Origin of the sequence: Paenibacillus sp. WLX1005 (assembly GCF_046603685.1) — a bacterium.
In the GTDB taxonomy this organism is placed as follows: Bacteria; Bacillota; Bacilli; order Paenibacillales; family Paenibacillaceae; genus Saccharibacillus.
The window spans coordinates 3,911,403-3,924,672 of record NZ_CP176756.1 but is presented as its reverse complement, the minus strand read 5'-3'; the positions used below and the strand labels follow the sequence as shown (position 1 = coordinate 3,924,672).

7 protein-coding genes and 1 riboswitch are annotated in these 13,270 nt (G+C 47.2%); of the genes, 3 read left to right on the top strand and 4 right to left on the bottom strand.

The annotated features are described in order from the left end of the window. Nucleotides 1-445 precede the first annotated feature (445 nt). The 3 genes from ACE3MZ_RS16705 to sdaAA all read left to right on the top strand — a co-directional run bounded on the left by ACE3MZ_RS16705 (nucleotide 446) and on the right by sdaAA (nucleotide 5,306). Nucleotides 446-3,229, top strand: a complete 2,784-nt coding sequence (locus ACE3MZ_RS16705; protein WP_411343264.1) for an ATP-binding protein — start codon at nucleotides 446-448, stop codon at nucleotides 3,227-3,229. 159 nt (nucleotides 3,230-3,388) lie between these two features. Further along, a riboswitch (glycine riboswitch) is annotated at nucleotides 3,389-3,498 on the top strand. A 227-nt stretch (nucleotides 3,499-3,725) separates the two neighbouring features. Further along, nucleotides 3,726-4,391, top strand: coding sequence for an L-serine ammonia-lyase, iron-sulfur-dependent subunit beta (sdaAB, locus tag ACE3MZ_RS16700; protein WP_411343263.1), 666 nt, complete (start codon nucleotides 3,726-3,728; stop codon nucleotides 4,389-4,391). 21 nt (nucleotides 4,392-4,412) lie between these two features. Next, nucleotides 4,413-5,306: an L-serine ammonia-lyase, iron-sulfur-dependent, subunit alpha gene (gene sdaAA / locus ACE3MZ_RS16695; RefSeq protein WP_411343262.1), complete on the top strand. Its 894-nt coding sequence runs from the start codon at nucleotides 4,413-4,415 to the stop codon at nucleotides 5,304-5,306. A gap of 134 nt (nucleotides 5,307-5,440) precedes the next feature. Here the strand turns inward: sdaAA and ACE3MZ_RS16690 are convergent, their stop codons facing one another. The 4 genes from ACE3MZ_RS16690 to ACE3MZ_RS16675 all read right to left on the bottom strand — a co-directional run bounded on the left by ACE3MZ_RS16690 (nucleotide 5,441) and on the right by ACE3MZ_RS16675 (nucleotide 13,071). Next, complete coding sequence (locus ACE3MZ_RS16690) at nucleotides 5,441-5,932, bottom strand: GyrI-like domain-containing protein (protein WP_411343261.1); 492 nt, start codon at nucleotides 5,930-5,932, stop codon at nucleotides 5,441-5,443. A 187-nt stretch (nucleotides 5,933-6,119) separates the two neighbouring features. Next, the gene (locus ACE3MZ_RS16685) at nucleotides 6,120-7,094 is read right to left on the bottom strand and encodes a ring-cleaving dioxygenase (RefSeq protein ID WP_411343260.1); all 975 of its coding nucleotides are present in this window, start codon (nucleotides 7,092-7,094) and stop codon (nucleotides 6,120-6,122) included. A gap of 613 nt (nucleotides 7,095-7,707) precedes the next feature. After that, nucleotides 7,708-10,410 carry a right-handed parallel beta-helix repeat-containing protein gene (locus ACE3MZ_RS16680; protein WP_411343259.1) on the bottom strand — a complete coding sequence of 901 codons (2,703 nt, stop codon included), beginning with the start codon at nucleotides 10,408-10,410 and terminating at the stop codon, nucleotides 7,708-7,710. Between the two features lie 408 nt (nucleotides 10,411-10,818). Beyond that, complete coding sequence (locus tag ACE3MZ_RS16675) at nucleotides 10,819-13,071, bottom strand: right-handed parallel beta-helix repeat-containing protein (RefSeq protein WP_411343258.1); 2,253 nt, start codon at nucleotides 13,069-13,071, stop codon at nucleotides 10,819-10,821. Between the last annotated feature and the right edge of the window lie 199 nt (nucleotides 13,072-13,270).

Genomic DNA, 13,270 nt, shown 5'->3' with positions numbered 1-13,270 from the left:
ACATACATTAACCAGAAGGTCGGGCAATGTCGGACAGAACGATCGTCATGACGGTAATCAAGCACATATGATGCGGATAGGCTGCCACGGCAAAATATTATCCCTGGTGCATATGTAAAAGAGTTTGACAATGAATTTTAACGGAATGGTCACGTGTCCTATGATTCTCTGATTGGATGTTTGCGGTTATAATTATCTTACTTGGTTATCTTATTGTCTTAATGATTAAGATACTGTAAGCCTGCCGATTGGTAAATACGGATATATTGTACCATTGATAGACGATATGGGGGATATGGAATATTTTTAGTAAAACAAATGACAGTCAGCATACCCGTTTTGGAAGTACAGATGAACGGATGCGCCGCGCGTATCCCGGGTCTATCCCGAAGTCAGACGGTCTTTCAGGTGCGATTGCTGTCCGCAATGGAGAGGACCGTTGATTATGAATTACAGATTATTTCAATCATTTACATCGCCATGGATCGGAACTATTATTCTCACGCTGCTGGGTGCAGCACTCAATTACTGGGTGTTGGACCTGTCGTTTGTGCTGCAATTTATGTTTGGCAGTGTTGCGCTGCTAGTCGTGTTGCGACTATACGGACTTTCCTTTGCGGTGCCTGCGCTGATATTGATTCATCTGCCCATGCTATGGACCGGGTCATTTGTAACGATGACTGTGCTGCACGGGATGGAAATTCTGTTTTTGGCGCTGGGATTTCGCTGGTTGCCGCGTGCCAGTCTACTCAAGCTGGATTTACTGTTCTGGGTGACGATCGCATTGCCAATCATCTACGGTATGCACGCATTGCGCTGGAACGATGAGATAGATATGCGCTTAGTCTGGTTATTGCTAATTAACCGACTGCTAAACGGCATCTGTAATGCGTTGCTGGCTTCAGCAACAGTTGTCTTTTTGCTGAATCGTGTACGCGTTGGCAAACGACCGTACTATTATATGACGATTCGCTGTGTGATTTTCAAGTATTTGCTCATGGTAGTCATGACCAGTTCGATTCTGATTCTGTTCGTGAACGGCAGTCAGCAGTTTCAAGATATATTGCACTGGGGGTCCAATTATGTCGAGCGTTCATCACGTCTGTATATTTCCAGACTGGAGCAATTGGAAGGAACAGAGCAGCAGCGTCTGATGCAAACGTACAAACAGGACTTTTCCATCGATTCGATTATTGTGGATGCTGAGAATACAGTGTTGGCGACGACGATTCAACAATCAGAGATTGGACAATTCACTGAAAGTACCGGTTATCGGCAGTCCTTATTGCAGCAGCACAATCAAGTATCCGTCTATGCTCAGTATCCGATTGATGCTGTCTATCCACCAGATCGGTGGCAACGGTCTTATTTTGTATTAAACACTGTGCTGGATGATAATCAGCGCTTGATCCTTGTTTTGCCGTTTTCGTATCACTTGTATCCGGTATATGGCTTCTATTTGAAGATGATGTTGCGTATGCTTGGCATCATTCTACTGGCGGCTATACTGGCTCAACTTATCGGACGCCGCGTCGCTATTCCATTGCAGCAATTAGTAGACGCAACCAGTCATATCCCGCAAAAGCTACGTGAGAATCATACGCTGGAATGGCCGAAAAGTAGCATCGTCGAAATGCGCAAGCTGATTCACAATTTCCAGCAGATGGTGAGTACACTGGAATATCAATTTTTGCAAATTAAAAAAGATAAAGAATTGTTGGAGATTCGTGTTGTGGAGCGCACGTTTGATCTGGCGGAGAGTGAAGCGCAGAAGAGTGCGATTCTGAAAATGGCAGTGGACGGTATCATATCTACAGATAGCCGGTTACGCATTACAGAGATGAATCCGGCGGCTGAGCAGATGTTCCGCTGTGATCTGACCGAAGTGTCTGGCTTGCCGCTGTCAGATCTGATCCGTATTCATGGTCGTACGAATCCAGATCGCGAGAGTAGTACGGTGCTGGCGTTCCGATTGGATGGTAGTACGTTTACAGCAGAATTGACCCGTAGCGAGATATTGAATGATGGGGCGGCAGTGCATACCTTTTTCCTTCATGATCTGACGGAACAGGAGCAGGCGCTGGCACGTAACAGCGAGCATGAACGCCAGTTGCAGCAGTTGACGGAGCGTTTGCTGGAAGAACAAGGTGCTGCCCGTATGCAGAAAAGCATTACCGGTAATCTACTGCAAACGGTGCAGGATGGCATTATGATGTGCGATGAGGCGCGCATCGTCTCGCTAATCAATCCGACGTTACAGATGCTGTTTGGACTGGACGATTACAATGGCAAGCCAGTGAGTGAAGTGCTGGAGCGCATTCAATCGCAACTGATGGCAGGGACGTTTATTGTGGGTGAACGTTTGAATCAGCATCTGGATCAGCATGAAGAATGGGAACAAGGATGCCTAATCCAGATGCAGGATGAGCGCTTGTTATCGCTCCATCTGACCCCGATTACCGATGCGGCGAGTGGTGTTGATCAGGGGTTTCTGCTTATTTTCCGTGATTGTACCGAAGAGAAACGGGCGAAGCAGCTGCAAAATGAATTGATTGCTGTCGTCTCGCATGAATTGCGGACGCCATTATCGGCGATTATGGGGTATATCGAGATGTTGTCAATGTATGAGGATATTCCGGCAGAGCGCCGACGTGAGTTTATGAATACGATCCAGTTTGAAGGTGGAAGGCTGTCGAGATTGTTGGATGACTTTCTGGATAGTCAACGGATTGAGGCGGGACATGCAGAATATTTGATGAGCTGCATCCAGCTGGATGAACTGGTGAAGATGATCTGCTGGCAGTGGGATATTCAATCTCGGGATCGTCTGCATGTGGAAGTGGAAGAGCGCCATCTCTATATATTGGGCGATCATAATCGTATGATTCAGGTAATTAGTAATTTGATAGGCAATGCACTTAAATATTCACCAGATGATCGTCCAGTCGATATTCGCGTGCGACGCCAAGCCGATCATGTACTGGTAGAAGTAGAGGATTACGGGATTGGCATCTCGGAACAAGATCAGCCGCGCATTTTCCAAAAGTTCTTCCGGTCGGGATCAACGGAATCTCGTCAGATTCGCGGTACAGGTCTGGGGCTATTTATCGCTCAGCGGATTGTTAACGATCATGAAGGTGTGCTGAGTTTTACGTCATTACGGGGGAAAGGTTCGGTATTCGCGATCCGTTTGCCTCTATTGGAGACGTCCGAAGAATGGATAGATTGAGGGAAATTGCCTAGATTGGCGTTCGTTTTTACAGGGCATGTCAGATATGCAACTTATTTTCCCGATGGCAATTGACAGCGTTCAGCGGCTGGATTAAGCTAGGAATGATCAGGAACATGCCGGGCATACGGCGGTGTTCATTGTAACTTCTATATGCGAATGAAGACAGCGGGAGAGTTAGCGGAGGCACGTAATCCGCCACCGAAGGAGCAAGCAGCCGCAGCCAACGGCTTGCCAATCTCTCAGGTCCCAGGAACCGCTGCCGGACGCAACTCTGGAGAGAGCATTCAGCCACCCAAGGGGTATAACGGATCGTCAGCATCGTCCGTCCAAACTCTCAGGTACACAGGACAGAGCACACAGGCCGCCGCAGGTCCTGCTCTGTCCTTTTTGATGTGCTCTTCGGGGGATTGCACACAATCAATCGAATTAGCATAGAAAAGGATGTATCAGCAATACCTGCTCAAATGATGCAGCAGCGGAAAAGAGGAGTCATATGCGTTTCAAAAATGTATTTAATATTATTGGGCCTTCTATGGTCGGTCCATCTAGTTCTCATACGGCGGGCGCTGCACGATTAGGTCGAGCGGCACGTCAGCTGCTTGGACAGCAACCGGAGCATGTGGATATCATTCTGTACGGTTCTTTTGCAGAAACATACTGGGGACATGGTACCGATCTGGCGCTGGTGGGCGGTCTGCTGGATTATAGCACAGACGATGATCGTCTGCCGGATGCAGCCGAAGAAGCGGATCGACTGGGTATGACCATTCAATTTGATAAAGGATCGGGCAATTATCCACATCCGAACTTTGTGCGTTTACGTCTACGTGCGGGAGAACAGCATGCTGAATTAGCAGGTGCATCAATCGGTGGCGGGAACATTGAGATTCACGAACTGAACGGATTTGATCTGAAAGGTTCAGGGCAGTATCCGACGCTCGTAGTGGAGCATATGGATAGCAAAGGCGTGCTGGCAGATATTACGCGTACACTGAGTGAAGCGGAGCTGAATATCGGCTTCATGGATGTGGATCGCAAATCACGCAGTGGCGAAGCGATGACATTAATCGAGTTAGACGGTGTACCGGCAGATGAGGTATTGACTCGTATCGTTGCATTGCCGCATGTTACCCGTGCGGGTGTTATTGATCTCGACTAAACGAAGAAAGGAGGAAGTAGGATGCAATTTCGTACATTAAAAGATATTATTCGACTGTGTGAAGAACGCTCGTGCAGCATTGCCGAGCTGATGATTGTGGAGCAGGTCAAAGAAACCGGAGTACAGCGAGAGGAAGTTATCGCTCAGATGGCGGCGTATTACGAAGTGATGAAAGAAGCGGTTCACCGTGGGATTCATGAAGATACCGTTTCGCGAAGTGGATTGACTGGCGGAGATGCGCGTAAAGTATATGATTACTTAAATGGCGGCGAAACCGTGTCTGGTGCATATTCAACGCGTGCGATGTCATATGCGCTGGCAGTGTCCGAAGTGAATGCTTCTATGGGACGTATTATTGCGACGCCAACTGCTGGTTCCTGCGGTATCATTCCGGGTGTATTTGTAAGTACGCAAGAGCGATTTGGTTGGAGTGATGAGCAGATGGTATTGGGCTTGTTCGCCGCTGGTGCGATCGGCTACGTCATTGCGAACAACTCGTCCATCTCCGGTGCTGAAGGAGGCTGCCAAGCCGAAGTCGGTTCTGCAATCGGTATGGCTGCGGGTGCGATGGTGGAGCTGCGTGGAGGTAGCCCTGAGCAAGCGATGCATGCCGTCGGTCTGGCATTGAAAAATACACTCGGTCTTATCTGTGATCCAGTGGCTGGTCTGGTAGAGATTCCCTGCATCGTACGCAACGGTCTAGGTGCTGTCAATGCACTTGCTGCTGCTGATATGGGACTAGCAGGCGTGCGCAGCGCAATTCCATCGGATGAAGTCGTCGATGTTATGTTACAGGTAGGACGCTCCATGCCAAGCGAGCATCGTGAAACCGCGCGCGGCGGTCTGGCTCAGACGCCAACTGGACGGAAGATTACCGAAGAACTGCGCCGTCGTCGCGAGAATAACGGGCAATAACGATAAATACGTATAACTCATCTGATATTGTATATAAAACTAATAAAAAGAGACTGTGACCTATGTCGTCAGCCTCTTTTTGCTGTGTATACGTAGTAGATTCCATTACAAGAGAGAGTCGCTATATCATAAAATCAATCCACATGCACTGGAATATAGATGTGGATACATGTTAATTCCTGTGAAGCATGCTGTACATTGGGCCAACACTCGATATCATAAGGACGGCTATCCTCTATACCGTGTTGCGCTAGCCATTGACGTATCTCGTCATATGCTTGATCTATATTCTGTTCAGTTCCTTCATAAGTAAAGCTGTAAAAGTCGCCTGCGGGTGATACATGTTGGATCATCCCTTCTGTTGGCATGGATTCATATCCTTGTTGTTCCACAGCAACAATGCTTGAAAATACAGTGTCCGGCGTCCATGGAATACAAGGATACACTTGGATCAAATACAGATCAAGAGCAGGACTTGGTTTGTACGTTTGCAATTGGTTGTAGAGCTGCGTGCGCATTCCTGAGACGATATGCTGCTCCAGATCTTCATTCAAACTAGCTTCACTGCGATATCCAACCAATTGCATGGCTGTGCGACTTGTGATTCCGTGATGAATCAATGTCAAATCGAACACTCCTTATACTATATTTTTTTGAATATTCTGTACTCGAGATAAATAATCAAAAAAACTGCTTCTCCATTCATTATAGACATGAACGGAAAAGCAGTACAGAAATTAAAAGCTATGGGGTATTGAAATATAGCTTGTTCCTTCATTTCGATTGTAGTACGCCATCAGATCATCCAAATGATCAATCTTCCAGCACAAGCGGACGCAATTTGGCTTCGATATCCGTACGGCGTGATTCCAAGAATGGAGGGAGAGATAACGTTTCACCGAGCGAATCAAGTGATTCGTCCACATCAAATCCTGGTGTATCCGTCGACAGCTCGAACAAAATACCATTCGGTTCACGGAAGTAGAGAGCGCGGAAGTAATGGCGGTCGACTTTACCAGAGTTGGGAATACCGAGTTGAGCAAGCTTGTCCGCCCATTTATTGTATTGCTCCTCATCCGGTACACGGAACGCGACGTGATGCACACCACCACGACCGAGACGGGCTACTGGCAGATCACGACGCGTTTCGATATGCACTTCCGCACCAGCGCCGCCTTCTCCTGTTGCATACACCAGTACATCCAGATGCTCTTCGCCTGCAAGGGAAGGGTAGGAATCGAGATACCGGAAGCCCAGTACTTCTTTCAGAATCATCACGGTGTTTTCAGGTTTGGCAACTGTCAAGGTTACTGGTCCAAGACCGAGAATGCCGTATTCCACAGGCACATCCGAACCATCCCATGCTTGACCCGGTGCAACGCCTTCCTCTTCATTATCCGCAACCAGCACAATACGCGTACCTTCAAAGTCCTGAAATGCCAGCGTATCCCGTCCTGCGCGCTGACGAATCGGCTCATGGCTGACATTCAACTCGTCAAACCGACGCGACCAGTACTTCAAGGCTTCAGTACTGGCCACCCGCAGCGAGGAAGCCGAAATGCTCGATACACCTGGATAACTCGGTCCAATGCCCGGCAAATCAAAGAACGTCAATTCCGTCCCCGGCGAAGCAACTGCATCTCCATAAAACAAATGATACGACGTCGTATCATCCTGATTCACGCCCTTTTTCACCAGCCGCATACCAAGCACCTTCGTATAAAAATCAAAATTCTTTTCCGCTTTGCCCGTCATAATCGATACATGATGAATACCTAACAATTCCATCGTCCTCGTCCTCCTCCAAATATATAGCGTATATTAACATCTATTGTAAACACAATCCTATAACTCAACCGCTATCCATTGCGCACAAACTGCACACATAAATACAACATCTATCCATACATAAACAAGAAACCAAAAACGAAATCGCCTTACACTTAAAATCTTTATATTAAGATAATTATATCATCCCATACTCCATTTGCAATACCACACCACAAAATAATAAATAAAAGAAAGTAACTATACAAAATAATAAAACAATACATCAAATAATAACCAAGCCCCCCAAACAAGTCAAATCCCATCCCTTAAACGAAACAAATCAACCAACAATCCAAAATCCAAAAAATAAAAATAAAAAAATAAAAAAACAGGCAGCAACTCCAAATGAAGTCACTGCCTGCTCTTATGCTGCCCAATCTCCAGGGTCCAAAATGTATGCGTGTTGCTCAAAACGGAGGGGAGGAAATAAGGGGAAAAGGCGACTTTGGAGGTGCGAGAATCTACCGTCACTCCTATTCCGTAGATTCTCGTGACTCCACCGGAGCCGTTCCCCTTATTCCTCCCCGGAGTGATTGATGCAACCCAGCAGCATCATTTTAAAACTATCATCCTAGTGGTTCGACAAGCCGCCACTTTCCGCACGCGTAATGACCCGCGTCCGATAATCATCTTTCAACAACCCGATCTTCGGAAAAACTTCATTCAGATCAGGGAATTTCGCCAGTACTTTGGCGTTATCCGTACGCAGATCCATTTTGCTGTAATCATAGAACTGTGCATCGGCTACGCTGCTGATGGAGTCGTTCCCATCCACCTTCACATCGCCGACTTTCGGAATTACCACATCCGGCGTGTTGACTAGCATATTGTCAGTCATACGTGTACCGTTTGGATATTCTGGGTGCCATTCTGGATCAAGAATGCTATCCCATAACGTATGATCATAACCATACGTATCTTGCAGCACTTTGCCGTAATTTGCCCACGGATTGCTATCCGGGTTCATCTCGCGCAATTGATCCGCGAAGATGCTATTCACGCCATGACTTTTGCTATCACCGCGCTGATCGACCTGAATCATATTGGAATCGACGACCAGATTGTTCGAAGCGATGTTATCATGCCCGTTTAGCAAAATGCCTTTGGTAGAACCTTGTACGATATTGTACTTGTAATTATCTCCACTGTCCGCGCCATCGGAATAGAAGCCGTTGGAACGCTTGTTATGGTGGATAAAGTTGTAGCGCAGCACGTTACCGTACGATGCCCAATCTTGAGCGGTATAGAACGCGCCCGTATCGCCCTCAATTAGCGATGTATTGTGCACCTCATTGTATTCAAACGTCAGATTGTTGCTGTACACATAACGGACTGCATCTTTTGGTACATCGTGCAGCAGATTATGGTCAAACGTAATACCAACTGACTCACGTACAAGAATCGGCTCCAGATGAGTCAGTTCGCCAACGTGATGAATATGGTTGTTGGTAACTCTGCTATTGGCAGGGGTGAGCGTTTTACGATCGCCGGATTTGTTAATGCTAATCCCAAAGCCGCCAGTTTCGTAAATGTCGTTGCTCTGGAACAGATTGTTCTTGCCGCCAACATCCAGAATGCCGCCATTCCCCAGATTACGCAGGGTATTACCTGCCAGTGTAATATGATCGGCTTGATTCAGCTCAATTCCGTTCCCCATACTACCTTCAAAGGTAAAGCCGTTCAGTTGCACATACGAAGCACCGTTGAACGCAACGACCGGATTTTCATTGTCAGCGATAATGATGTTCAGATCATCGAGACTGCCTTTTGGATAGTAGTATAGCTTTTTATCTTTGAAATCAAGTGCCCATTCGCCCGGCAGATCAATCTCGTCCAAATAATTCAGTGCTTGCCATTCTTCCGTACCGGAACCGATACGATAAGGGGCGCGTACTTTGGCGACGTACGGTGTGTCATACGTATCATCACTGACAGATGCGTTATCGTACACATCGTCTTGGACAGATGAAGAGGAGTAGGCATCCGAAGTGACTGACGTCTCACTCAGATCGCGAACCGGCGAAGAGGATGAATCGTCATAAGTGGCGGAAGATACATCCACGCCTTGATCCGTCAACTTGATCGGTTCCGCATCTTCAGCATCCTGTTCGGGGCTGGATGTTTTCGTTTCGAGTAGGGAGTCGTCACTTTGTTCTTCCTTCAGAGACATAGACTGAGCGGCACCACCATCTTTGTACACGAGATACGATTTACTAGAAGTGTCTGTATCATCATGCAGTGAATCATCTTCGGACGCAGCGGTCGTCTCGGTAGCTGCTGTTTCTTGGCTAACGACAGGAGCGCTGAGACTGGAACGATAATCTTCTACCGCTTTGCTCCATTTGGAGCCCATACCGCCATCCGGAATATCTTTGAGTGTGATCACATGGTGCTTCGTATCAATTTCTTGTACGGAGCTGGTGATGGGACTCCAGACGGTACGCCAGAACCCTTTGAGATACAGGGGATGACCGTCTTCCAGTGATTGTTGCCAGCGTTCTGCTCGCTTCGTGCCGTCCAGATCCAGCGTATTGGTTGTATTCTCATTCTCAGGAATACCGCCTTCGCCATAATAGAACGATTTGGCATCAGCAGAGCCGTTAGCAGTCGTCCAGCCTTTACGATGTTTGTCTACCGATTCCCCTGGATTGGGCCACTGTGAAATCGGCTGGCGCACGCCATCCGCAATCAGATCAATAATGCCCCATTGCTCGGTAAATGACGTACCACCGGAAAAGTGATTGATGTGCTTCAATCCTAGCTTTTGTACATCCAGTTGGTATAGATCATCCGCGTACACATCCGGATGGACACGTGCCACTGCATCTTTGCTAAGCGGCTCCCAGTCGGAAGGAGAGATGTGCACGCCATTCGTCAGCGTCACCTGCTCACCCGGATAGGTGCGGTAAATGATCGGTTTGTCAGCTGTTCCAGAATCCTGTGCTGTCAGTTCAAAGTTAGACATCTCGTATTCGCCTGCTTTGACCCAGACGGTAACGCCACCAGTGGGTAGCTTTCCGCTCAGAGCACGAATGCTATCGCGCGCTTGAGTCAAAGTGGCATACGGTTTATCTTTGCTGCCATCTCCGCTAGAGTCACTACCGGATGGATCGACGTACAGATTTAGCCCTGTTTTGACCGTTGGGCCGCTATCTAGAGTGACCACTTCACGATTGTTGACCTGATCGGCTGCTGCATAGGGTGCCGGGAATGCCAGCGTACTGCTTAATGCAACAATCGTAGTCAGCGATAGGAACGTTTTTAGCTTATTCATTTGTATGATTTCCCTCCATTCTCTGTGCATGCAGGTCGTCGGGTGCATTGTGCCCCGTCATGATGCAAGGTAGCCATGCCGTATCCATTGATTGTGCCATCACCTCCCTTATGGAATGATTGACTATGGCTGTATGAAGAATGTTAAATTGGTGCAAATTACAAACCTATCATAAAGTAATTTCTAAAAATTAGCAAAAATAAATAGAAAGTATCAATAATTGTAAAATTTATCTCACAAAATTAACTATTTGATTGCTTTTTTGTAACTATTTCAGCATAGCGTATCAAAGTCTGTCAAGTCTAAACGCACAAAGAGCTACCAAGCTGCGGCAAAAGGTACAGGTTGCCGGGCAGAATGATAGCCACTGTGTGTCTTGAAGACTATACCAAGCGTAAAGTCGTACAGTTAATCGGTTGCATGGTTGCTAAGTCCATCGTACTGGTTGCGAGTGATCGGATTCACCCGATATTGGTCTTTGTACAGCCCGATTTCGGTAATTACTTTGTTCAAAGAAGGGAACTTTTTCAAAATAGTGCTGTTATTTGTACGCAAATCTAGATTGCTGTAATTGTAAAAACCAGCATTTTGCACACTTTTCAGTGTAGCATTACCCATGGCAGCGACATCGCCTTTTTTGGGCAATTTAATACTTGTACTGCCAATGATCACATTGTTGTTCAGCTTGCTGCCATTTGGATATTGCGGATTCCAATTGCTGCTCAAAATATAATTCCACAGATTGCCCTTCAGCCCATATTGCTTGCCTAGCGCTTCGCCATATTCTTTCCACACACCTGTGGTTGGCTTGAAGCTGCGTAGCAGTTTGGCATACGTACTGTTAAGGCTATAATCCAGGGAAGAGGAGCGGTCGTTAATCTCCATCGTATTGGCATTGATCAGCAGATTGCCAGTCGCTACATTATGATGACCATTTTCAATAATAAAGGCGCGCTTCGTATCCTGAATAATATTATTCTGATACGTATTGCCGCTACTACCGCCATCTGCATAGAAACCATTCGAGCGCTGGTTATGATGAATCATATTATAACGCAGCACATTGCCATACGACGACCAATCCTGAGCGGTGTAAAATGCCCCCGTATCGCCTTCGACAAGCCCGGTATTATGAACCTCGTTATACTCAAATAACAGCTTGTTGCTGTACGTATAACGAATGGCATCCTTCGGCACGTCATGCAGCAGATTGTGGTCAATGCGCATACCGACCGATTCGCGGATGATGAGCGGTTCCAGATGAACAAGAATGCCTGTATTGTAAATATGGTTGTTCGTAATACGTGTATTGGAAGCTTGCAGCTTCTCACGATTCCCCGCTTTGCTCACACTAATGCCAAAGCTACCGGTGTCATACACATCATTACTTTGAATCAGATTGCTGCTACCACCGATATCGGTAATGCCGCCATTGCTCATATTATGGATGGTCAAACCAGCCAGTGTAATATGATTCGTATTTTGCATCGTGATTCCGTTACCCATACCATTTTTAATGTCAAAGCCGATAAATTTCAGATGAGAAGCACCTTTGAGACTGAGAATCGGATCGGTATTGTCGGCGATCACAGCAGTCGAATCCTTCAACGGCTGGGAAGGATAGTAATACAGCTTGCCATCTTTGAAGTCGAGCGCCCATTCGCCGGGCTGATCCACTTCCTCCAACAGATTCAGCAGTCGCCATTCTTCACTACCGTCACCTACCCGATACGGATTGTCGTTGGACGATTCGTCAGCAGCGGCGCTGAATTTGGAGCCGATCCCACCTGCTGGTGTCTGAGACAGATGTAAGGTGCGTGAGCCTTCTTCAATCTGATTGAGCTTGATCGTGACGGGACTCCATACAGTGCGCCAGAATCCTTGTAAATATACATCATGCCCACTAGCGATTGCTTTTTGCCAGCGCACCATCCGTCCTTCGGCGCTATTGTCTGTATTTTGCGAAGGATCATAGAAGAACGAGCGTTGATTCAAAATTCCCGATGCAACTGCCCAGCCATCACGCAACCCTGCGGTTGCATCATTGCGGTTTGGCCATTGTGAGATCGGCTGCATGGCATCGTTAACGATAAGCTGTAATATTCCCCATTTCTCGGTAAAATAATCGCCACCGGCAAACCCGGTACTGTTGCTGAAGCCTAACTTGCGTACGTCTAATTGTACAAGCTGATCCGGTTTGACTGCCGGATTGACCCGACTGCGTGCAGCTGCATCAAGCGGTTGCCAATCGGACGGATTAACTGTTTTGCCATTCGTCAGACTGACCTTTTCACCTGACATCGAACGATAAATGATCGGTGACGCAGCTGTGCCTGAATCATCATCAGTCCAGTTTAGCGTAGAATCCAGATTATATTGTCCGCCCTTGACCCAGACGGTTACACCACCCTGAGGTAGTGGACGCTTCATCTGACGGATATCGTTGCGAGCTGCCTCGATGGTTGTATACGGATGCTGCTTGCTGCCATTTTGCTGTGCGGCATTGGCAGAACCGTCTACATACAGATTGACCGGTGTATTGTGATCAGGACCACTTTCCAGTGCACCCTGGCGGTTATCACCAAATCCCTGTCGCCATAAAGGAAAAAGTAGAAGCAATATCAGACCAGCTGAAAGTGCGGTGTAGCGAAGATTTTTCACCTCTGATGCCTGACCTCCCTTAAAAGACCTTTTACAGTCAGTATAGGGAGGCTGGAACCACAGTGTCAATTTTTTGGCAGTGGAGTTTGTTATGAATTGGTATGCAGTAGAGGGAGGGGAACGCTTACAATAGTAGATTTTGTGCAAAAGAAAACCGGACTGTGGATGATCCAGTCCGGTTGGGTGCCCGGCGTTGTGG

What these genes read in the sequence shown, in the direction of transcription:
- ACE3MZ_RS16705 (WP_411343264.1), top strand. Translation starts at nt 446, where the DNA reads ATGAATTACAGATTATTTCAATCATTTACATCGCCATGGATCGGAACT.
- sdaAB (WP_411343263.1), top strand. Translation starts at nt 3,726, where the DNA reads ATGCGTTTCAAAAATGTATTTAATATTATTGGGCCTTCTATGGTCGGT.
- sdaAA (WP_411343262.1), top strand. Translation starts at nt 4,413, where the DNA reads ATGCAATTTCGTACATTAAAAGATATTATTCGACTGTGTGAAGAACGC.
- ACE3MZ_RS16685 (WP_411343260.1), bottom strand. Translation starts at nt 7,094, where the DNA reads ATGGAATTGTTAGGTATTCATCATGTATCGATTATGACGGGCAAAGCG.
- ACE3MZ_RS16680 (WP_411343259.1), bottom strand. Translation starts at nt 10,410, where the DNA reads ATGAATAAGCTAAAAACGTTCCTATCGCTGACTACGATTGTTGCATTA.